Raw genomic sequence first — 21009 nt, forward strand, 5'->3', positions numbered from 1 at the left:
GCCGAGAACAGGGCCAATACCAACGCGTTGCGACGCTGGGGGAGAGATTGCGACGTCAGGACATTGCGCATGGATTCACCTTCAAAAGGGGTTGCGGGTTGATGGATGCAACACCCTTCAAGCAATTGATATGCCACGCGAAATACGCCAGCACAGCCCCCGTTGCACCACGCTGCAGCCCTCGCACCCAGGTCCCACCACACTGGTGCGTAAACCGCTGCCTCAGACACCATCCCCAACGTCCGCGCACCAAAGAAAACGGCCCACAAGGGGCCGTCTCTGCGGGAGCGCGCTGCGCTTCTTAGCGCCTGCTCATCGGCTGCTCGGGAAGCTGAACACCGCGCCTTCACGCACACCGGCACTCGGCCAGCGCTGCGTGATGGTCTTGCGCTTGGTATAGAAGCGCACAGCATCAGGCCCGTAAGCGTGCAGGTCGCCGAACAGGCTGCGCTTCCAGCCACCAAACGAGTGGTAGGCCACGGGCACGGGCAGGGGCACGTTCACGCCCACCATGCCGACCTGGATGTGGTCGGTGAAGTAGCGCGCAGCCTCGCCGTCGCGGGTGAAGATGCAGGTGCCGTTGCCGTATTCGTGGTCGTTGATGAGCTGCATGGCTTCCTGCAGCGTCTTCACACGCACCACGCCCAGCACGGGGCCGAAGATTTCTTCCTGGTAGATCTTCATGCCGGGCTTGACGTTGTCGAACAAGCAGGCGCCCAGGAAGTAGCCTTCCTCATGGCCCGCCACCTTCACGCCACGGCCATCCACCACCAGCGTGGCGCCTTCGGCCACGCCGCTGTCCACATAGGACTTGACCTTCTCGAAGTGGGGCTTGGTCACCAGCGGGCCCATGTCGTTGCTGTTGTCGGTGCCGGGGCCGACCTTCATCTTGGCGATCTCGGTCTTGAGGCCCGCAATCACGGCATCGCCCACTTCGTCGCCCACGGCCACCAGCAGCGGGATGGCCATGCAGCGTTCGCCGCACGATCCATACGCCGCGCCCATCAGGGCGCTCACGGCGTTGCCCACATCAGCGTCGGGCATCAGCACGGCGTGGTTCTTGGCACCGCCCAAGGCCTGCACGCGCTTACCGTGCTTGCAGCCTTCGGCGTAGATGTATTCGGCAATGGGGGTGGAGCCCACAAAGCTCACGGCCTTCACGCGGGGGTCGCGCAGCAGCGTGTCCACGGCCAGCTTGTCACCGTTGACCACGTTGAGCACGCCCGGTGGCAGGCCCGCCTCCAGCGCGAGCTGGGCGATGAACAGGGTGCTGCTGGGGTCGCGCTCGGAGGGCTTGAGCACAAAGGTGTTGCCGCAGGCCACGGCCATGGGCCACATCCACAGCGGCACCATGGCCGGAAAGTTGAAGGGTGTGATGCCGGCAGTGACGCCCAGCGCCTGGAACTCGCTCCAGCTGTCGATATTGGGGCCCACGTTGCGGCTGTGTTCGCCCTTGAGCAGTTCGGGCGCGTAGCTCGCGTATTCCACGTTCTCGATGCCGCGCTGCAGCTCGCCGTGCGCGTCGGCCAGTACCTTGCCGTGTTCGGCAGTGATCAGGGCGGCGATCTTGTCGGCGTTGTCTTCGAGCAGCACTTTCAGCTTGCTCATCACCCGTGCGCGCTTGAGTGGCGGTGTGTTGCGCCAGGCGGGGAAGGCGGCCTCGGCGGAGGCGATGGCGGCTTCCACCGTGGCTTTACTCGCCAGCGCCACGCTGGTGGTGGACTGCCCGGTGGCAGGGTTGAACACCGGCTGCGTGCGTTCGGTGTCGGCAACGGTCTTGCCGTCGATCAGGTGGCCGACGGTGGTGGTGACGTTCTTGTCGTGGTTCATGGTGATTTCAAGTAAAAATTGCCTCCAGCGCTTGCTGAATAAGCGCTAGCAGCTATCAAATTAATAGTACTCAAGCCGCAACAGCCTGGGTCTCCAGCGTGGGCAGCACGTGCCCCAAGGCCCGGTCGATGAACTCCTGCTTTTCGCCCACCGGGGCAAAGTAGTGCAACACCTCGCGCGCGGCGTCCAGCCCCTTGAGGCGCGCGATCAGCCAGGCCACCAGGTACTGCGACGCCATGCACCCGCCCGCCGTGGCCACGTTGCCGCGGGCGGCAAAGGCACGGGGCACCACGTCCACGCCCGACTCCACCACCCAGGGTTTGCTGGTCAGATCGGTGCAGGCGGGCACACCACCCAGCAGGCCCAGGCGGCCCAGCAGGTAGGTGCCAGAGCACTGCGCCGCCAGCAGCTGGCGTGCGGGGTTGAGCAAGCGCAACGGTTCCATCAGCGCTGGGGTGTTGGCCACTTCGCGCGTCTTCATGCCACTGCCAATCAGCACAGCGTCGGCTTGGGCCAGCTGGCCCAGGTCTTCATGGGCGTCGATGGTCAGCCCGTTCATGGACGTGACGCGCGGAGTGGGGCTTGCGATGCTCACCTGCCAGTCCTTGTCGCCCAGCAGGGCGATACGGTTCAGCATGCCAAACGCCACCAGCGAATCCAGGTCGTTGAAGGCATCGAAAGTGAGGATGGAAATGCGCATGGGCAGGGCCTGGCGGCTTATGCCGTTTCTTGCAGGGAATCGCCCAGCGCGCTGACCATGCGGTCAATCTCAGCCTCGGTGCTGATGAAGGGGGGCGCGAGCTGGATGGTGTCGCCACCGTAGCGCACGTAAAAGCCCTTGTCCCAGCACTTCATGGCGATCTCGTACGGGCGCTTGGCGGGCTCACCGGGCAGCGCGCTGATGGTGATGCCAGCGGCCAGGCCATAGTTGCGAATGTCGGCCACATGCTTGGCGCCCTTGAGTCCGTGCACGGCGTTCTCAAAGTAGGGTGCCAGCGCCTTCACGCGGCCGGGCATGTCTTCCTTTTGCAGGATGTCGAGCACCGCGTTGCCCGCCGCGCAGGCCACAGGGTGGGCCGAATAGGTGTAGCCGTGGGTGAACTCCAGCATGTACTCGGGGCCGCCCTGCGCCATGAAGGTGTCGTAGATCTCCTTGGTGGCAATCACGCCGCCCAGCGGCTGAGCGCCATTGGTGACCTGCTTGGCAAAGTTCAGGATGTCCGGCGTCACGCCAAAAGCCTCGGAGCCCGTCCAGGCGCCGCAGCGGCCAAAGCCGGTGATGACTTCGTCAAAAATCAGCAGGATGTTGTTCTGCGTGCAGATCTCGCGGATGCGTTCCAGGTAGCCCTTGGGCGGGATCACCACACCGGCCGAGCCGGAGAAAGGCTCCACGATCACCGCGGCGATGTTGGAGGCGTCGTGCAGGGCGATCACGTCCAGCAGCTTGTCGGCCAGCGCGCGGCCGTCGGTGTCGGGCATGCCACGAAAGAACGAGCCCGCGGGCGGCTGGGTGTGGGGAATGTGGTCGGCCTCGATACCCTGGCCAAAGGTCTTGCGGTTGCCCACGATGCCGCCCACGGAGATGCCGCCGTAGTTCACGCCGTGGTAACCCTTTTCGCGGCCAATCAGGCGCGTCTTGCTCGCCTGGCCCTTGGCGCGCCAGTAGGCGCGGGCCATCTTGAGCGAGGTGTCGGCCGACTCGGAGCCCGAGCCGGTGAAGAACACGTAGTCCAGGCCCGCAGGCGTCAGCTCTTTGAGCTTGTTGGCCAGTGCAAACGAGGCGGGGTGGCCGAACTGGAACGCGGGCGAATAGTCAAGCGTGGCGGCGGCGCGGCCAATGGCTTCGGCCACTTCCTTGCGGCCATGGCCCAGGCCCGAGCACCACAGGCCCGAGAGGCCGTCAAAAATCTTGCGCCCTTCGGCGTCGGTGTAATAGGCGCCCTGGCCGCTCACGATCATGCGCGGCTTGGCCTTGAAGTTGCGGTTGCCCGTAAAGGGCATCCAGTGGGCGTCGAGCCAGGCGGCGTCGGTGCGCACAGCGGCTTCGGGATGGGGGTCGATAACGGCGAAGCTCATGGCGTTCTCCTGGCAAGTGCAAGTGGTGGGCAATCGATCGGGCCCAGACGGGCGGGTCGAAGCTGCCATTGTTGGGGTGGGTGTTAATCTCTCAAATAATGCAATATCAATGTTTACTTGAGGTTTTATGCAAGTAAAAGCCCCAACCGCGCTGCCCCCCGCCACCCCAGCCAAACACCGCGCGGTGCTGGGCCAGCTCAGCGACATGGACTTGCGCCTCTTGCAAGTGTTCAAGGCGGTGGTGGAGTGTGGCGGCATGTCTGCCGCCGAGCTGGAGCTGAACATCGGTACCAGCACCGTGAGCCGCCACATGAAGGACCTGGAAACGCGACTGGGCCTGACGCTGTGCCGCCGGGGCCGTGCGGGCTTTGCGCTGACGGGGGAAGGGCAGCGCGTTTACGACGAAACCCTGCGCTTGCTCAGCGCGGTGGACGCGTTTCGCAGCAGCATTGACGACATCCACTCGCGCATGGGAGGGCAACTGGCCATTGCGGTGTTTGACAAAACGGCCAGCAACCCCGCGGCACGCATCAGCGAAGCCATCGCGGCGTTCTCCGCCCAGGCGCCGGGCGTGAACCTGCAATTGCATGTGGGCTCGATCAACGCCATTGAGCGCGGCGTGATGGACGGCAGCTACCACGTGGGCATCATCCCCGCCCACCGCAGCTCGCAAAGCCTCATCTACACCGATCTGTTCACCGAAACCATGCTGCTGTATTGCGGCCCCGGGCATCCCTTGTTTGGGACGCCGCACACCAGCCTGGACTGGGAGAGCGTGCGCCACCACCCGTTTGCCGGGCTGGGCTACCACTCGCCCAACATGGAGCTGAGCCACCGTGCTGAACTCACCCGGGCTGCCACGGGGTTTGACCAGGAATCGATTGCCACGCTGATCCTGTCGGGGCGGTTTCTGGGTTTTTTGCCTGACCACTACGCAGAAGCCTTTGAGCGCGCGGGCCGCATGCAGGCGGTGCAACCCGACCAGTTTCACTACGAATGCAAGTTCGTGAGCCTGGTGCGCCGCTCACCCGCCCCATCGCGGGCCACCCAGGCATTTCAGGATTGCCTGGCGCGGGCCCACTTGCCTTGACGCGGCAAGCGTCCGACAATCCTCCCAATTGCAACATTTTGTGAGGCCTTTTTATGGCAAGCCTTTCTTCCATTGGCAACTCTGGCCTGCAAGCAGCCCAGTTGAGGCTGGATGCATCGGCCCACAACGTGGCCAACCTCAACACCCCTGGCTTTCGCCGCCAAGTGGTCGAGCAAACAGAAGCCCCCGGCAGCAACGGGGTGCAAGCCAGCGTGCAACGCGATGGGCAAGTGGGCTCGGCGCTCGAAAAAGACGTGGTGGAGCAAATGTCCGCCACCTACGCCTTCAAAGCCAATGTGCAGGTGATCAAGACCAATGACCAGATGATGGGCGCCTTGCTCAACACCAAGGCATAGGCGCACACACGCATACGGGCCCGCGCCAAAAACCTACTGGCGCCCAAAAGCCCAAAACAAAGGGGCTCCATCTTTGCGGATGGAGCCCCTTTTGCATGGCGCGTAGTGCTGGCCAGCCTAATTCAACTCGCCGTACTGGGTGCTGCTCAGATCCGGGCTGGGCGCGTCGGAGCCGGGCATTTCGGTGTCGGCAAACCCTGTGGAACTGGACGGTGGCAGCAAAGGCCCCGAGCGCACGGGAACCCCAGGGCGGGCCGCTGCCGCCGGAGCGGCGGTGGGGCTGCTGGCAGCATCGGCCAGTGCACGTTTGAAAGCGGCTACTTCGTCGGCCTCGATGGGCTCGTAGCGCGACGGCGTGGCGCGGGCCAATGGGGCAGGGCCGGTGTTGGACGCGGGGAGCAGCGGCGCAGGCGCTGTGGCACCTGTGGAGGGACGTGCCGCAGCGGTGGGCGTGGCCGGGAAGCGTGCAGCAGGCTCGGCGGGGAACAGCAGCGAAGAAGACGATGCGGGGACTGGCGCGGGCGCAGCGACTGGCACGGGGGCCGGAGCAGGCTTGCGCGCCAGATTGGGGGCAGACAAGGAGCCCTGCGGCTGGGTGGGCGTGATGCCTTTTTGGGGCAGCCCCACCGCCACGTGGTCATTGATGCGCCAGTACACCGCGGTCACCACGATGTCGTAGCGGGTTTTGGCCGTCTGGGCGATCAAGGCTTCGATTTCGCTCAGGCGGGTGGTCTCGCCACCGTACTCACGGGCCAAATCCATCATCACCAGGAACTGGCGGCCTCGCTGGTCCAGCGACAACACCTTGAACTTGTAGCTGGCCGACAAAACACCTGCGCGCACCATGGCATCGCGCACCACGGTGTAGAGCAGCTCGCGCCGCTCCATGCGTTCATTTTTGCGGTTGGCTGCGTGCTCTGGGGGGTTGGGTTCCAAAAGCGGCTGTCCTGGTCGCCCAGGCGCCAGAGGCACAGTGGCATCGGCATTCATCAGCCCGGAGGGCTCTGCCCCGCCGCTGCGGGGCTTGGCCTTGGGCGGTGCAGGTTTGCGACTGAACCAACTGAACAGAGACATGGCTTGCTTTCTTCGGAAGGGCGCCCGTAATAAATCCGAATTGAGTGTAACGTGGTGTTTGGGTGCCCAAGGTGCGTAGTGCCCGCAGGCGCACCCAAACAGTGCGCAGTGTCAGGTGGCCGCAACGCGGCGTTTGCGGTTGCCCAGCCGCTTGGCCAGCACCGAGCCCACCGCCATGGTCAGCGCCAAAGCCACGGCTGGCTGGCGGTTGGCCAACTCTGTAAAGCGCATGGCGTGCAAAGCCCAGAGCTTGCAAGGAACACTGGTCTGCACCGTGGCAGAGCGCGGGCGATGCGAGAAGAAAGCGCCTTCACCCACCACGGAGCCTGGGCCCACAACGGCCAGGCGCAAACGCTCTTTTTCGTCTTGGTAGTGCACGCTCAGGTTGCCGCTCTCGACCAGATACAGGGTACGGTCTGTGGTGCCCTGGGTGAACACGGTGTGGCCCGCCGGAAACACCGTGGGCTGCAAATAAGGTGCGATGGCTTCCCACTGCGTTGGCGACAAAGGGTTGGTCATGGCGTCGTCTGCATTGGCCTGGGCAATGGCGTCAATGAGACCACGAAGGTCAACTCGGGGGGCTGTGGGCGTTATGGCATTCATGGTGATGCGGAAAGTACCTGCGTTACAGCATGGACACAAGCGCTGCTTACGTCCGTTTACAACAAAGAGCGCCCCGCACGCAGCGTCACTTGCCGATGCAGAAGCTCGAAAAAATTACGCCCAACAGATCGTCGGACGAAAACTCGCCAGTGATGGCGCCCAAGGCGTTTTGCGCCAATCTCAACTCCTCGGCCAGCAGATCCAGTGCCGGCGAGGCAATGAGCAATTGGGCCGATGCCTGCTCCAGGTGGCCTTGCACTTGCGCCAACGCCTGCACATGGCGTGCGCGCGCAATGTAAATGCCTTCAGGAGCCGACTGCCAACCAGCCACTTCCAGCAGTATCCGACGCAACGCGTCCAAGCCATCACCCGTACGCGCAGAAATCCTTACCGAGCGTCGGCTCGCTTCGTTCGGTTCATTCGATTTGGCAACGGCTTCGATGCCCAGGCTGGCGCAATCGGTTTTGTTCCAAACATCGATCACCGGAACAGAAGCCGGGATTTTCTGCTGCATGGAGTCCGCCACCGCAGCATCGGCAGCGCAGTACTCCGGCAGGTCAGCGCGCGACAGGTCGTGCAAAAACAGCACGGCGTCTGCACCCTCGATCTCGCTCCAGGCACGCGCAATGCCGATGCGCTCGACTTCATCGTCGCTGTCGCGCAGGCCTGCGGTGTCAATGACGTGCAACGGCACCCCTTCGATCTGGATGGTTTGCTGCACCTTGTCGCGGGTAGTGCCCGCAATCGGCGTGACGATGGCCAGCTCAGCCCCAGCCAGGGCATTGAGCAGCGAACTCTTGCCCGCATTGGGCTGGCCAGCAATGACCACCTTGATGCCCTCGCGCAGTAGGGCCCCCTGCTGCGCACGCTGCCGCACCTGGGCCAGCGTGGCCTGCAGGCGCTCCAGTTGGCCGCGTGCATCGGCTTTCTCCAGAAAATCGATGTCCTCTTCCGGAAAATCCAGCGTAGCTTCCACCAGCATGCGGAGGTGGATCAGCGCATCGCGCAGCGCATGGATTTCTTGCGAGAACGCCCCCGTCAACGACCGACTGGCACTGCGCGCTGCCGCTTCGGTGCTGGCATCGATCAGATCGGCAATCGCCTCGGCCTGGGCCAGGTCGATCTTGTCATTCAAAAAAGCGCGCTCAGTGAACTCGCCTGGCTGGGCAACACGCAAGCCTGGGAGCACGGCACCAGCGTGCGCTGCGGGTGCTTGGGCCGCCTGCAAGCAACGCGCCAGCAGCAATTGCAGCACCACGGGACCACCATGGGCCTGCAGCTCCAGCACATCTTCACCGGTGTAGGAGTGGGGCGCAGGAAAGTACAGCGCCAGCCCTTGGTCAATAGCCTGGCCTTGCACATCCCGAAAAGGCAGGTAGGTGGCCTCCCGTGGGCGCAGCTCCCGCCCGCACAGCGCCTGCACCAATGGCACCAGTCCTTTACCAGAGACTCGGACGATCCCCACAGCCCCTCGGCCGGGAGCGGTGGCAATGGCAACGATGGGATCAACGTGACGGGCAAGCATGGGGAGGCACTTTACACAAGGCAAGGCCATGCCAGCGAGGGGCGGCATGCCTTGCAAGAATGAAAAAGGCCGCTTGCGCGGCCTTGGAGGGGTTGAGAATGGCTTCTCAGGATCGCAAAGATCACTTGAACTTCGGCAGATTGAACTGTGGTGGAACGCCCATGCGGGTGTTGATGATCCACTGCTGCGCAATCGACAGGATGTTGTTCGTCAGCCAGTACAGCACCAGACCGGCAGGGAAGAAGAAGAACATCACACTGAAGATCAGCGGCATGAACCACATCATCTTGGCTTGCATCGGGTCTGGGGGTGCGGGGTTCAGTGCGGTTTGCAGCAAGGAACTGGCCGTCATCAGCAAAGGCAGGATGAAGAACGGGTCTGGCGCCGACAGGTCGTGGATCCAGCCGATCCAGGGCGCGTTGCGCATTTCCACGCTGGACAGCAGCACCCAATACAAGGCGATGAACACCGGGATCTGGATCATGATCGGGAAGCAGCCCCCCATGGGGTTGACCTTCTCTTCGCGGTAGATGCGCATCATCTCCTGCTGCATCTGCTGCGGCTTGTCCTTCAGGCGCTCACGCAACTCCATGATCTTGGGGTTGATGGCCTTCATCTTGGCCATGCTGGCATAGGCCTTGGCATTGAGCCAGTAGAACGCGATTTTGAGCAGCAGCACCAGCGCCACGATGGACCAGCCCCAGTTGTTCAACAGCGCATGCAGTTGGTCCAGCAGCCAGTACAGGGGCTTGGACAGGATGGCCAACATGCCGTAGTCCTTGACCAGCTCCAAGCCAGGCGACAGCTCTTTGAGCATGGTTTCGACCTGAGGGCCGGCAAACAGGCGCGCATCCACCGACTTGCTGCTGCCTGGCTCCAGGCTGCCCAGCGAGGCAATCATGCCCACCGAGTACAGGTTGTCGCTCACCTTGCGGGTGAACAGATCACGCTGAACGCCGTCGGCCACCAACCAGGCGCTGGCAAAGTAGTGCTGCACCATGGCGACATAACCATTGGTCGACTCCTTGGGGATGTCAGCCTTGCCGTTCTCAATTTCCTTGAACTCGATCTTCTGGTACTTCTTGGCCTCGGTGTACACCGCAGGGCCTGTGAAAGTCGAGTAGAACGAGGACTCTCCTGGCGGCTTGTTACCGTCACGCACCAACTGCAGGTACAGCTGAGGCGAGACGGCGGTGCTGCCTGCGTTCACGACTTCGTGCTTGACAGCGATGTCGTAGGCGCCGCGCTTGAGCGTCCAGGTCTTGATCAGCTTAACGCCGCCTTGCTCTGGCGACTCGAAACGGATGCTCAGCTCGTTCTCGCCATCCTTGAGCGCACGCGGGCCGGGCACAGCCGTCATCACGGTCTTGTGCGTGGGGTAGCTGCCGCCAATCAGGCCGGTTTGTGCGGCATAGACCCGTTGCGTGCTCTCATCGAACAGCACAAAGTTCTTGGTCTTGTCGGTCATGTCCGCGTGCTTGAGCAACTCGGCATGCACGAGCGAACCGCCTTCGCCGTCAAAAGTCAGTCGATAGACGTCGGTGGTGACTTCGATTTTTTCGCGCGCCACGGAGGCTGCCGGAGCAGGCGTTCCAGGCACAGCAGCAGCCCCGATGGAGGCCACGGCTGGCGCGGTGGAGCCAGGCACGCTGGCAACCCCGGCTTTGGGTGCCGATGCGCCAACCGCTGGGGCCGCAGCACCCACGGCCGCTGGCGATGGGAAAAACGTGGCCTTGTTGCCGTTGTGCACTTGCCACTTGTCCCACAGCAAAACCATGGAAAAGCCAAAAATCACCCACAGGATGGTGCGGCGAATGTCGTTCATGAAGACTTCTTTGGTGAGGATGGTTGGGTGTTGGAAGGGTTCAGTCGCGAGAACAACCGCAAGCTGCGCGGCAATTCCTGCGGCACCGGATCATGCCCCCCGTCACACCAGGGGTGGCAGCGTACCAGCCTGCGCAGCGTGAGGTAACTCCCCACGGCAGCGCCATGCTGTTCCAGGGCCTGAAGAGAATACGCTGAGCAGGTGGGCTCAAACCGGCAGGCCGATCCCAGCCAGGGGCTGAGTATCAACCGATAGCCTTTGACCACACCGATCAGCAGGGCTCGCATCATGGCGCAGCCTCTGGGGCCACAACCGCAGGCTCGGCCTTGGCAGCTGCGCTGGGTGGGCGCTTGGTGGCCTGCCCAAACAATTGCAGCAGTTCGGCGCGCACAGCCTGTTTGAGCTGGTCCGAGGTAGCGCTTACAAACTGCTTGCGATCAAACGCCGTGCGCAAGCGCACCACATGGGCAGCCTGCGGCAATTGGGCCTCAAACGCAGCGCCCACGGTGTAAATCTGGCGCTTGATGGTGTTGCGCGTAACGGCACGGCGCGCCCAACGCTTGGGCACCATGGCCCCTAGCCACACATCGGGCACGACAAACAGGGCCTGCGGCCCTTGCCCAGAAAGCAAGGGACCGGGCCCTGAAGGTGACGTGGACGCTGCTGGCGAACTGCCTGCCGTGAGTACCAAGCGGTGCAACGCAAAATGCGCTGTGCGAGAGACAGTGCCTCCCGCCATGGCGGCCTGGAACTGCGGACGGGTTTTTAGCCGTTGCATGCGCGCACCCCGTTGAGGACCTGACGGTACAAACCGGGGAGCAGGCCGGTGGGTGGTTTGGCCTTAGACGGCCAGGCGCTTGCGGCCCTTGGCGCGGCGTGCGTTGATCACAGCGCGGCCACCGCGGGTCTTCATGCGAACGAGGAAGCCGTGGGTGCGGGCGCGGCGGGTCTTGGAAGGTTGGTAAGTACGTTTCATGGTGCTATTCCTTGAGGTTCAGTTCCGGACTGCTGCTCTTGAACCCCCTGAATCCCGCGCCGCCGCACTGCAATTGCAGTGCCATGAGCACAGACCTCTGGGGCAGAAATAACGGCGCGCCGGGTCAAATCGCCCTGAACACATTCAGGGAAACCCAAAATTATCGCAGGCTATTGCGGTTCTGGCAATGCCCCGACTGCGTAACACTTGGGTGGACGACCCGGAAGGCGCCTGCACAGCCCCGCGCCGCGAGCGCTCAAATGCCTGCGGAATGCCTAGCGCGGCAGGCTGCAGCAGCCCATTAAGGGCCCCATTCTTACCCAGGCTGCAAATTGTGGATAACTCCTTGACAAGCTACAATCCCACCCCTTGCTACGTTCCTCCTATCCACAATAAAAACACCCCTTGAAATGACCGAGGAACCCCAACGCAACCCCAATGCACCCACCGGCTCGGACGCCGGACAAGGCCTGTGGCAGGCCTGTGTGGAACAACTGGCCCAGGACCTTCCAGAACAGCAGTTCAACACCTGGATCAAACCCCTGGTGGCCCAGGTGGCAGAGGACTTCACCAAGGTCACCTTGCTGGTGGCCAACCGCTTCAAACTGGACTGGATTCGCGCCCAATACGCAGGCCGCATTGCGGCGTTGCTCGAAGGGCTGTACGGCCAGCCGGTCACGCTGGAGTTGGCCATTGCCCAACGCGAATCGGTCATCCGTACCTACGTGCGCCCAGCGTCGCAGCAGCAGGAACCGCAGCACTCGCAGTCTTCCGGCCAGACGCAAAACCACGGGTCTGCCCAAGGCAGCCCCTCTGGGCAAGGGCAGGGCAGCAGCACCGGCAGCGACGAATCCTCGGCAGGCGTGTTTCGCAACCGCCTGAACGCCGCCCTCACGTTTGAAACCCTGGTGGAAGGCACGGCCAACCGCATGGCACGCTCTGCGGCCATGCACGTGGCGGGCATGCCGGGGCACTTGTACAACCCGCTGTTCATCTACGGCGGCGTGGGCTTGGGCAAAACCCACTTGGTGCACGCCGTGGGCAACCGCCTGCTGCAAGACAAGCCCGACGCCAAGATCCTCTACATCCACGCCGAACAGTTCGTGTCGGACGTGGTCAAGGCATACCAGCGCCGCACCTTTGACGAGTTCAAAGAACGCTACCACTCGCTCGATCTGCTGCTGATCGACGATGTGCAGTTCTTCGCCAACAAAGACCGCACCCAGGAAGAGTTCTTCAACGCCTTCGAAGCCCTGCTGGCCAAGAAGAGCCACATCGTGATGACTTCGGACACGTACCCGAAGGGCCTGGCCAACATCCATGAGCGGCTGGTATCGCGCTTTGACTCAGGCCTCACGGTTGCGATTGAGCCGCCCGAGCTGGAAATGCGCGTGGCCATTTTGATCAACAAAGCCCGCGCTGAAGCCACCGAAATGCCCGAGGAAGTCGCCTTCTTCGTGGCCAAGAATGTGCGCTCCAACGTGCGCGAACTCGAAGGCGCGCTGCGCAAAATCCTGGCGTATTCGCGCTTCAACCAGAAAGAAATCTCGATCCAGCTGGCGCGCGAAGCTCTCAGAGATCTGCTGTCGATTCAGAACCGGCAAATTTCTGTGGAAAACATCCAGAAAACGGTGGCCGACTACTACAAGATCAAGGTCGCCGACATGTACAGCAAGAAGCGCCCGGCCAGCATTGCCCGCCCGCGCCAGATTGCGATGTACCTGGCCAAAGAGCTGACGCAAAAAAGCCTTCCAGAAATCGGAGAATTGTTTGGCGGGCGCGACCACACCACGGTTTTGCACGCAGTGCGCAAGATTTCTGGCGAGCGCCAGCAGCTGACCGAGCTGAACCAGCAGCTGCATGTGCTGGAGCAGACCCTGAAAGGCTGATCCCCCGTGCAAACCACGCCCACCACAAACATCTTCAAAGCCCCCGTTCAAGGGCAAAATGGCGTGCTGTGCAGCACGGGGAAGGCGCGAGGAGCGCCGCTGCTGCCCATGCACCGTCCTAAAAACCACAAGAGGTTGATGACATGATCGTCCTGAAGGCAACACAAGACAAGGTTCTCGCGGTACTCCAGTCCGTGGCTGGCATCGTTGAGCGCCGCCACACGCTGCCCATTCTGGCCAACGTGCTGATCCGCAAGACGGGCAATGCGCTGCAACTGACCACCAGCGACCTCGAAATCCAGATCCGCACCACCGCCGAACTGGGCGGTGACACTGGTGACTTCACCACCACCGTGGGCGCGCGCAAGCTCATCGACATCTTGAAGACCATGCCCGGCGACCAGACGGTGAGCCTGGAGTCGAGCCAGTCCAAGCTGATCTTGAAGGGCGGCAAGAGCCGCTTCACGCTGCAAAGCCTGCCCGCCGAAGACTTCCCGCTGGTGCAAGAATCCGCCGCCTTCGGCCCCGTGTTCGCTGTTCCGCAAAAGACGCTGAAGGACCTGCTGGGCCAGGTGTCGTTTGCCATGGCGGTGCAAGACATTCGCTACTACCTCAACGGCATCTTGTTCGTGGCCGAGGGCAAAACCCTGAGCTTGGTGGCCACCGACGGCCACCGCCTGGCCTTTGCCAGCGCCACGCTGGATGTGGAAGTGCCCAAGCAGGAAGTCATCCTGCCGCGCAAGACCGTGATCGAGTTGCAACGCCTGCTCAGCGATGCCGGTGGCGAGAACCAGCCCCACATCGAGATGCAGTTCGCCAACAACCAGGCCAAGTTCACCTTTGGCGGTATGGAGTTCGTGACCAAGCTGGTGGAAGGCAAATTCCCTGACTACAACCGCGTCATCCCCAAGAACCACCACAACAGCGTAACGCTGGGGCGCGCCCCGCTGCTGGCCAGCCTGCAGCGCACGGCCATCATGACCAGCGACAAGTTCAAGGGCGTGCGCCTGAACATCGAACCCGGCACCCTGCGCGTGGCATCGAACAACGCCGAGCAGGAAGAGGCGGTGGACGAGCTGGACATCGACTACGGCGGCGACACCATCGAGATCGGCTTCAACGTCACCTACCTGATCGATGCCCTGGCCAACATGGGCCAGGACATGGTCAAGATCGACCTAGCCGACGGCAACAGCTCTGCGCTGATGACCATTCCGGACAACGAGTCCTTCAAATACGTCGTCATGCCCATGCGCATATGACGCACACGTGATGGGCATTGCGGCACCTGCGGGTGCCGCAAGCCTTTTACCAACGCACTTTTGCAACAGACTGCAACCCGTTGCAATTACTATCAATTTGATAGCTTCTAGCGCTTATCTTACGTGCCCTAGAAGGTTATTTGACCTGTATTGAACCCTTTTACCAAGTGCGAGACCCCGAGGTCTGCACGGATCCCAAGGCCCACCATGACCGCTGACAACAACCTGCCCGAGCAAGAACCTACCGGCACGGGTGAGCCTGTTCCGCACAAGATCGACACCAACCAGGCTGGCGCCAGCGAAAGCTACGGCGAAGGCTCCATCACCATCCTCGAAGGCCTGGAGGCCGTGCGCAAGCGCCCCGGGATGTACATCGGCGACACGTCCGACGGCACTGGCCTGCACCACTTGGTGTTCGAGGTGGTCGACAACTCCATCGACGAAGCCCTGGCGGGCCACTGCGACGACATCGTCGTCACCATCCACTCCGACAACTCCATCAGCGTCACCGACAACGGCCGCGGCATCCCCACCGGCGTGAAGATGGACGACAAGCACGAGCCCAAGCGCAGTGCGGCCGAAATTGCACTGACTGAACTGCACGCAGGCGGCAAGTTCAACCAGAACAGCTACAAGGTCTCCGGTGGGCTGCACGGCGTGGGCGTGAGCTGCGTGAACGCATTGAGCAAATGGCTGCGCCTGACCGTGCGCCGCGAAGGCAAGGTGCACCAGATCGAATTTGCACGCGGCTTTGTGCAAGACCGCCTGCTCGACACCGTGGACGGCTTTGAAGTCAGTCCCATGAAGGTGAGCGGCGAGACCGAAAAGCGCGGCACCGAAGTGCACTTCTTGCCCGACACCGAGATCTTCAAAGAGAACTACGACTTCCACTACGAGATCCTGGCCAAGCGCCTGCGCGAACTCTCGTTCCTGAACAACGGCGTGCGCATTCGTTTGAAGGACGAGCGCAGCGGCAAGGAAGACGACTTCTCGGGCGCTGGCGGCGTGCGCGGCTTCGTCGAGTTCATCAACAAGGGCAAGACGGTGTTGCACCCCACGTCGTTCTACGCCGCAGGCGAGCGCCCTGCTGAGACGTATGGCGGCATCCCCGGCACCCACATCGGCGTCGAAGTCGCCATGCAGTGGAACAGCGCCTACACCGAGCAAGTCCTCTGCTTTACCAACAACATCCCCCAGCGTGACGGCGGCACCCACTTGACCGGCCTGCGCGCCGCGATGACCCGCGTCATCAACAAGTACATCGAAGAAAACGAGCTGGCCAAGAAGGCCAAGGTCGAAGTCACTGGCGACGACATGCGCGAAGGCCTGTGCTGCGTGCTGAGCGTGAAGGTGCCCGAGCCCAAGTTCAGCAGCCAGACCAAGGACAAGCTGGTGTCGAGCGAAGTGCGCGCCCCCGTGGAAGACATCGTGGGCAAGCTGCTCACCGACTACCTGCAAGAGCGCCCGGCCGACGCCAAGATCATCTGCGGCAAGATCGTGGAAGCCGCCCGCGCCCGCGAAGCCGCCCGCAAAGCCCGCGAAATGACCCGCCGCAAGGGCGTGCTCGACGGCATGGGCCTGCCCGGCAAGCTGGCCGACTGCCAGGAAAAAGACCCGGCGATGTGCGAGATCTACATCGTCGAGGGTGACTCCGCCGGTGGCTCCGCCAAGCAGGGCCGCGACCGCAAGTTCCAGGCCATCCTGCCCCTGCGCGGCAAGATCCTGAACGTGGAAAAAGCCCGCTACGAAAAGCTGCTCACCAGCAACGAAATCCTCACGCTGATCACCGCCCTGGGTACCGGCATCGGCAAGGCGGGCGGCACCACCGGGGGCGACGACTTTGATGTGGCCAAGCTGCGCTACCACCGCATCATCATCATGACCGACGCCGACGTGGACGGCGCCCACATCCGCACCCTGCTGCTCACCTTCTTCTACCGCCAGATGCCCGAGCTGGTCGAGCGCGGCCACATCTACATCGCACAGCCGCCGCTGTACAAGGTCAAGGCAGGCAAGGAAGAGCTGTACCTGAAGGACGCCCCCGCACTCGACGGCTTCTTGCTGCGCATTGCGCTGAACCACGCCAGCGTGACCACCGGCGGCGCCAACCCGCAAACCCTGACGGGCGAGACCCTGGCCGAACTGGCGCGCAAGCACCAGATCGCTGAAAGCGTCATCGCCCGCCTGGGCAACTTCATGGACGCCGAAGCCCTGCGCGCCATTGCCGACGGCGTGAGCCTCAAGCTCGACACCGTGGCCGACGCCGAAGCCAGCGCCGTGGCCCTGCAAGCCAAGCTGCGCGAGCTGAACACCACCGGCGCCCCCGCCGAAGTGGCTGGCGAATTCGACGCCCGCACCGACAAGCCCCTGCTGCGCATCAGCCGCCGCCACCACGGCAACATCAAGAGCAGCGTTATCACGCAAGACTTTGTGCACGGCGCCGACTACGCCGCCCTGGCCGAAGCGGCTGAAACCTTCCGTGGCCTGCTGGGCGAGGGCGCCAAGGCCCTGCGAGGCGAAGGCGACAAGCAGAAGGAAGAAAAGGTGGGCGACTTCCGCCAGGCCATGAAGTGGCTGATCAGCGAAGCCGAACGCACCACCGCCCGCCAACGCTACAAGGGCCTGGGCGAAATGAACCCCGAGCAGCTGTGGGAAACCACCATGGACCCCAACGTGCGCCGCCTGCTGCGCGTGCAGATCGACGATGCGATCGAAGCGGATCGGGTGTTCACGATGCTGATGGGCGACGAGGTGGAGCCGCGACGGGATTTCATTGAGACGAATGCGCTGCGGGCGGGGAATATTGACGTTTGATACCGTCAAGCAGTGACCAGTACAAACTTTGCTAAGTCAGTGCTGGTTTAGGCATTGGGGTCTGAGCTTGATTTTGAAGGCCACAGCATGACAACGAACGAGTCCATGACAACGCAGCGCCTGGAATTGGTCAGCTGGCGCTTTAAGCCATCCAAATTAGGATGCCTCCAAGAAGAGGCAGGAGTCATTGAGTTCAAGCCGCTGACTTTGGTTTGCGGCCAGAACAATACTGGCAAAACATGGGTGATGTACGCTCTGTATGCATTCCTCACGGGACTGCGCTTGCGCAACTTGCCAGGCATGGACGTTCTTGCCAAAGAGTTGGAACGCGAGGGTCAGGCCAAGTGGGACTTGTCTGCATGGGCCCGTGAGCATGGCAAAAAGCTCTCGAAGGCCATCGACCAGGCGATTGAGCGCAGCCTCCCCAGGGTCTTTAACAGTGCGCCGGATTTCTTCAAGGGCAGTCGCTTTGATTGGGAAGTGGATATAGCAGAGCTGACGGCTCAGGCCATTGCGCGGCCTCTGGATGTCAATTTGGTGTTAGGCCGCGAAAAGAACCAAGTCTTGCGGATGACCAAAGGGGCGGGAGAAAGCGAAGTCCAGTTGGTTCAGCTATCCCCTTTTCCCGGGGTTGAAGACTTCCTCTCCGAGGCGATTGCAAGGCATTTGATTGGCAATCCGCCTCGGCGCAATGTGTTCTTGATGCCTGCTGAGCGCAACGGCCTGCACCTTTTTTCGCGCGAGCTAGCAAGCCGCCGTTCCGCATTGCTGCATCACGCATCCAAGAAAGACAAGGACATCAACATTGGTGAACTGATCCAGGATGTCATGGCGTCTCGGTACGCCCAGCCCATCGCTGACTACATTGATTGGCTCAACGACCTGCCGGAGATCCGCAAAAAGAAGAAAGGGCCATTTCACGACTTGGCCGAGGAGATCAAAAAGATCATCGGCGGGCGCTATGAGGTGGACGCTGAAGGTGACATCAGCTTCACGCCGTACAAAGCCAAGAGGGGCGATGCCAACACCCCACCGAAACTCGATCTGCATTTGACCTCGTCAACGGTCAAGAGTTTGTTTGGGCTCTGGGCGTACCTTGAGTACGACGCACAGCCTGGCGATGTGCTGATGATCGATGAACCCGAATTGAACTTGCATCCCGCCAACCAGCGGCTCATGGCACGCTTGATTGCACGGTTGGTGAATTCAGATTTACGTGTGGTCGCAAGCACCCACAGCGACTATCTGGTGCGAGAAATCAATTCGCTCATCATGCTGTCGCGCCCAAGTACCGTGCAGACCGAACTCATGCAGCGGTATGGCTACAAAACCGAAGAGTTGCTCAAGCCAGACCAAGTCTCTGCTTGGTTGTTCCACGACCGTGCGATCCAGTCTATGGACCTTGATGACATCGAAGGCATCGCTGCAGAAACCTTTGACGAGCAAATCCACAGCCTGAATGACACCAGTGATGGCATTTACTACGCCTACCAACAAGCACAAGACACTGGGGTAAACGAATGAGCGCGTTGGTGGCTGCATTTGAGCAGTTGATCCCCCCGAGATTTGCGCTCAATAGGGCTGGCAGCTACTGGATTGTTGAGGAAGCTAGGGCAGGCAACAGTAGGTTCGAGATTTCAGGAGGTAAATCGCACGCTTTCACACTGGATCAAGGCGGAGAAGATGTTTTTCCATTCTTCTCCACCGCACTGAAGGGCGTGAAATCCGTCAACGATGCGATCATTGTGGCCATAGTGGGGAAGGACGCCTACGTCGTAGCGGTTGAAATGAAAACCTCGCGAGGTCAAACGGGTGATGCACTACGACAAATCGAGTCTGGTAGATTGTTTTCAGCCTGGGTACGCCAACTACTGAGCTTTCACGGACATTCGGCAGGCGGCCCGTGCAAGTTCTTCGGAGTAGTGAGCCTCAAGCCTCGTAAGCAGGTTCGCAAAGGCAGCACAACGCGATCTGCAGAGCTTCCTGCCCCCATTCCATCAACACACGGCGGTGGTTACCCCTGTTTTGTTCTGGAAAATCATCCCAGGGTGTCGATTGCTGATTTGGTTCAAAAGATACCGGGTGCACCAGGCTCCTGCTGAACTGCTGCGCCTGTTCGCAAGGTAACGCCAACGCACGGTATGCCCACCCTCAACCAGCAGCGCACCCACAAATACATCGCCGCCCGCCAGCAGCACCCGGCGTGGCTGCTGCTGGCATCGCGGCGGGCACCGCTGGTATTGAGCTGCCTGGATGCGCTGTTCGAGCACCAGCGCGATGGCGTGCCGTTCGATGCCGCAGTGCAGGCACTGGCGGACATGTTGGCGGTGCATGCCAATGAGGTGGACTTTGAAATCGACAGCACCGACACGCTGAGCCAAGCCCGGCGCGAGGTACGTGAGTGGATACGGCGCGGGCTGGTGGTGGAGCGCGAGGGGCGGGTGTTTGAGACCGATGCGCTCAAGACCGCGCTGCGCTTCATTGCGCAGCTCGACGGGCGCATGATGACCTCCACCGCGTCGCGCTTGGCGGTGGTGCAGCGCGAGATTGACAACCTGGCCGCCGCGCTCAACCCCGACCCGCAAAGCCGCGCCGAGCATTTGCAGCGCCGCATCGCTGACCTGCAGCAGCAGCTCGATGATGTGCAGGCAGGGCGCATCGCTGAGTTGACACCCGAGCAGGCCGTGGAAGGCATTCGGGAAGTGTATGCGCTGTCAGTCAGTCTGAGGGCCGACTTTCGACGGGTGGAAGATTCGTGGCGCGAGGCCGACCGTGCGCTGCGCGAGGCGATCATCAGCGCCCGCCACCACCGGGGCGCAGTGATGGACCAGCTGCTGGACGGCCACGCCAACTTGCTCAACACGCAAGAGGGCCGTGTGTTCGACAGCTTTCACCAGCAGCTATCGCACCAGACCGAGTTGACCGAGATGCGCCAGCGCATCCGCCAGATCCTGGAGCATCCTGCTGCGGACAAGGCGCTGGATGGCCTGCAGCACAGCACGCTGCGTCTGCTGGTGCAGCAACTCATCAAAGAAGCCAAGGTCGTGCAGGCCGTGCGCGCGCGCAGCGAGCGCGAGGTCAGCCAGTTCATGAAGACCGGGCAGGCGGCCGAGAACCAGCGCGTGGGCCAGTTGCTCAACGACGTGCTGGAGCAGGCCCTGCGCATTGACTGGCAACGCCAGGCCGTGCGCCGCCAAAGCGCGCCGCTGCCGCCACTGGGCGTGGCCCTGGGCAGCGTGCCGCTGGTGGAGCGCCTGCGCACCAAATCGCTGGACGGCGGCGAGCAGGCCGCACTGCTGCTGACCACCGAATACGCCAACCTGGGCCAGATGGACAGCGAGTTCTGGCAGGCGTTTGAAGGGCTGGACCGCGACGCACTGGTGCAGCGCACCTTGCAAACGCTGGCGGACCAGGGCCAGCCCATGACCTTGGCCGAGTTGGCCGCCGCACTGCCACCGGGCGAGCATGACCTGGAGACCTTTGCGCTGTGGCTGGCCATGGCGCGAGAGGCAGGGATAGAGCTGCAGCCTGGCGAGGAGCACATCGACACGCACGATGGCGACGAGCACTGGCGCTTTACGGTGCCGAAGGTGGCGCTGGATAGTGCGCAACTGGCGCACAGAGAGTGGGAGCTGTGATGGAGCAAGGGCCGGATATTTTTGACCGCATGGCTGCCCAGGCAGTGGACC

General features: G+C 62.1%; 18 protein-coding genes. 8 read left to right on the plus strand and 10 right to left on the minus strand.

The window, feature by feature from the left end:
• Positions 1-312: 312 nt before the first annotated feature.
• The 3 genes from CLU86_RS17615 to CLU86_RS17625 all read right to left on the minus strand — a co-directional run bounded on the left by CLU86_RS17615 (position 313) and on the right by CLU86_RS17625 (position 3906).
• Positions 313-1830 (minus strand): CoA-acylating methylmalonate-semialdehyde dehydrogenase, encoded by a 1518-nt coding sequence (locus CLU86_RS17615; RefSeq protein WP_099742523.1) that lies wholly within the window; start codon positions 1828-1830, stop codon positions 313-315.
• A 70-nt stretch (positions 1831-1900) separates the two neighbouring features.
• Positions 1901-2530 carry a DJ-1/PfpI family protein gene (locus tag CLU86_RS17620; protein WP_099742524.1) on the minus strand — a complete coding sequence of 210 codons (630 nt, stop codon included), beginning with the start codon at positions 2528-2530 and terminating at the stop codon, positions 1901-1903.
• Between the two features lie 17 nt (positions 2531-2547).
• Positions 2548-3906: an aspartate aminotransferase family protein gene (locus CLU86_RS17625; RefSeq protein WP_099742525.1), complete on the minus strand. Its 1359-nt coding sequence runs from the start codon at positions 3904-3906 to the stop codon at positions 2548-2550.
• Between the two features lie 127 nt (positions 3907-4033).
• On the opposite strand from CLU86_RS17625, the gene CLU86_RS17630 reads away from it, so the two are divergent.
• Both CLU86_RS17630 and CLU86_RS17635 read left to right on the plus strand, forming a co-directional pair.
• Positions 4034-4996, plus strand: coding sequence for a LysR family transcriptional regulator (locus CLU86_RS17630; RefSeq protein ID WP_099657241.1), 963 nt, complete (start codon positions 4034-4036; stop codon positions 4994-4996).
• 53 nt (positions 4997-5049) lie between these two features.
• Positions 5050-5352, plus strand: a complete 303-nt coding sequence (locus CLU86_RS17635; RefSeq protein ID WP_099657242.1) for a flagellar basal body protein — start codon at positions 5050-5052, stop codon at positions 5350-5352.
• Between the two features lie 117 nt (positions 5353-5469).
• Here CLU86_RS17635 and CLU86_RS17640 read toward each other — a convergent pair whose 3' ends face one another.
• The 7 genes from CLU86_RS17640 to rpmH all read right to left on the minus strand — a co-directional run bounded on the left by CLU86_RS17640 (position 5470) and on the right by rpmH (position 11355).
• Entirely contained in the window at positions 5470-6426 is a 957-nt protein-coding gene (locus tag CLU86_RS17640) for a hypothetical protein (RefSeq protein WP_099657243.1), read from the minus strand.
• Positions 6427-6537: 111 nt separating this feature from the next.
• Positions 6538-7029: a Crp/Fnr family transcriptional regulator gene (locus CLU86_RS17645; RefSeq protein ID WP_099742526.1), complete on the minus strand. Its 492-nt coding sequence runs from the start codon at positions 7027-7029 to the stop codon at positions 6538-6540.
• An 85-nt stretch (positions 7030-7114) separates the two neighbouring features.
• Positions 7115-8554 (minus strand): tRNA uridine-5-carboxymethylaminomethyl(34) synthesis GTPase MnmE, encoded by a 1440-nt coding sequence (mnmE, locus tag CLU86_RS17650; RefSeq protein ID WP_099742527.1) that lies wholly within the window; start codon positions 8552-8554, stop codon positions 7115-7117.
• 121 nt (positions 8555-8675) lie between these two features.
• The gene (yidC, locus tag CLU86_RS17655) at positions 8676-10379 is read right to left on the minus strand and encodes a membrane protein insertase YidC (RefSeq protein ID WP_099742528.1); all 1704 of its coding nucleotides are present in this window, start codon (positions 10377-10379) and stop codon (positions 8676-8678) included.
• A complete protein-coding gene (yidD, locus tag CLU86_RS17660; protein ID WP_099742529.1) occupies positions 10376-10669 on the minus strand; it encodes a membrane protein insertion efficiency factor YidD in 294 nt (97 codons plus the stop codon). The genes yidC and yidD overlap by 4 nt, the downstream gene beginning before the upstream one ends.
• A complete protein-coding gene (locus CLU86_RS17665) occupies positions 10666-11157 on the minus strand; it encodes a ribonuclease P protein component (RefSeq protein WP_099742530.1) in 492 nt (163 codons plus the stop codon). The genes yidD and CLU86_RS17665 overlap by 4 nt, the downstream gene beginning before the upstream one ends.
• 63 nt (positions 11158-11220) lie before the next feature.
• Positions 11221-11355, minus strand: a complete 135-nt coding sequence (gene rpmH / locus CLU86_RS17670; protein WP_005798102.1) for a 50S ribosomal protein L34 — start codon at positions 11353-11355, stop codon at positions 11221-11223.
• Between the two features lie 410 nt (positions 11356-11765).
• Here rpmH and dnaA point away from each other — a divergent pair, with 410 nt between their 5' ends.
• The 6 genes from dnaA to CLU86_RS17695 all read left to right on the plus strand — a co-directional run bounded on the left by dnaA (position 11766) and on the right by CLU86_RS17695 (position 20958).
• Complete coding sequence (gene dnaA, locus CLU86_RS17675; protein ID WP_099742531.1) at positions 11766-13244, plus strand: chromosomal replication initiator protein DnaA; 1479 nt, start codon at positions 11766-11768, stop codon at positions 13242-13244.
• A gap of 143 nt (positions 13245-13387) precedes the next feature.
• Entirely contained in the window at positions 13388-14506 is a 1119-nt protein-coding gene (gene dnaN, locus CLU86_RS17680; RefSeq protein WP_099742532.1) for a DNA polymerase III subunit beta, read from the plus strand.
• Between the two features lie 207 nt (positions 14507-14713).
• A complete protein-coding gene (gene gyrB / locus CLU86_RS17685; protein WP_099742533.1) occupies positions 14714-17320 on the plus strand; it encodes a DNA topoisomerase (ATP-hydrolyzing) subunit B in 2607 nt (868 codons plus the stop codon).
• 87 nt (positions 17321-17407) lie between these two features.
• Positions 17408-18844 (plus strand): AAA family ATPase, encoded by a 1437-nt coding sequence (locus tag CLU86_RS17690; RefSeq protein WP_143226729.1) that lies wholly within the window; start codon positions 17408-17410, stop codon positions 18842-18844.
• Entirely contained in the window at positions 18841-19422 is a 582-nt protein-coding gene (locus CLU86_RS22675) for a hypothetical protein (protein ID WP_143226730.1), read from the plus strand. Before CLU86_RS17690 ends, CLU86_RS22675 begins: the two co-directional genes overlap by 4 nt.
• A 39-nt stretch (positions 19423-19461) precedes the next feature.
• On the plus strand, positions 19462-20958 hold the full coding sequence (locus CLU86_RS17695) for a DUF3375 domain-containing protein (RefSeq protein ID WP_099742535.1): 1497 nt from the start codon (positions 19462-19464) through the stop codon (positions 20956-20958).
• The last annotated feature ends 51 nt before the right edge of the window (positions 20959-21009 follow it).

Source organism: Acidovorax sp. 62, from assembly GCF_002754495.1.
GTDB lineage: Bacteria > Pseudomonadota > Gammaproteobacteria > Burkholderiales > Burkholderiaceae_C > Acidovorax.

Excerpts from the sequence above, each read along its gene's own strand:
- CLU86_RS17615 (WP_099742523.1), bottom strand. The coding sequence starts at position 1,830 with ATGAACCACGACAAGAACGTCACCACCACCGTCGGCCACCTGATCGAC.
- CLU86_RS17645 (WP_099742526.1), bottom strand. The coding sequence starts at position 7,029 with ATGAATGCCATAACGCCCACAGCCCCCCGAGTTGACCTTCGTGGTCTC.
- CLU86_RS17635 (WP_099657242.1), top strand. The coding sequence starts at position 5,050 with ATGGCAAGCCTTTCTTCCATTGGCAACTCTGGCCTGCAAGCAGCCCAG.
- mnmE (WP_099742527.1), bottom strand. The coding sequence starts at position 8,554 with ATGCTTGCCCGTCACGTTGATCCCATCGTTGCCATTGCCACCGCTCCC.
- dnaA (WP_099742531.1), top strand. The coding sequence starts at position 11,766 with ATGACCGAGGAACCCCAACGCAACCCCAATGCACCCACCGGCTCGGAC.
- gyrB (WP_099742533.1), top strand. The coding sequence starts at position 14,714 with ATGACCGCTGACAACAACCTGCCCGAGCAAGAACCTACCGGCACGGGT.
- CLU86_RS22675 (WP_143226730.1), top strand. The coding sequence starts at position 18,841 with ATGAGCGCGTTGGTGGCTGCATTTGAGCAGTTGATCCCCCCGAGATTT.
- CLU86_RS17690 (WP_143226729.1), top strand. The coding sequence starts at position 17,408 with ATGACAACGAACGAGTCCATGACAACGCAGCGCCTGGAATTGGTCAGC.
- CLU86_RS17640 (WP_099657243.1), bottom strand. The coding sequence starts at position 6,426 with ATGTCTCTGTTCAGTTGGTTCAGTCGCAAACCTGCACCGCCCAAGGCC.
- dnaN (WP_099742532.1), top strand. The coding sequence starts at position 13,388 with ATGATCGTCCTGAAGGCAACACAAGACAAGGTTCTCGCGGTACTCCAG.
- yidC (WP_099742528.1), bottom strand. The coding sequence starts at position 10,379 with ATGAACGACATTCGCCGCACCATCCTGTGGGTGATTTTTGGCTTTTCC.
- CLU86_RS17665 (WP_099742530.1), bottom strand. The coding sequence starts at position 11,157 with ATGCAACGGCTAAAAACCCGTCCGCAGTTCCAGGCCGCCATGGCGGGA.
- CLU86_RS17630 (WP_099657241.1), top strand. The coding sequence starts at position 4,034 with ATGCAAGTAAAAGCCCCAACCGCGCTGCCCCCCGCCACCCCAGCCAAA.
- CLU86_RS17620 (WP_099742524.1), bottom strand. The coding sequence starts at position 2,530 with ATGCGCATTTCCATCCTCACTTTCGATGCCTTCAACGACCTGGATTCG.
- CLU86_RS17625 (WP_099742525.1), bottom strand. The coding sequence starts at position 3,906 with ATGAGCTTCGCCGTTATCGACCCCCATCCCGAAGCCGCTGTGCGCACC.
- rpmH (WP_005798102.1), bottom strand. The coding sequence starts at position 11,355 with ATGAAACGTACTTACCAACCTTCCAAGACCCGCCGCGCCCGCACCCAC.
- CLU86_RS17695 (WP_099742535.1), top strand. The coding sequence starts at position 19,462 with ATGCCCACCCTCAACCAGCAGCGCACCCACAAATACATCGCCGCCCGC.
- yidD (WP_099742529.1), bottom strand. The coding sequence starts at position 10,669 with ATGATGCGAGCCCTGCTGATCGGTGTGGTCAAAGGCTATCGGTTGATA.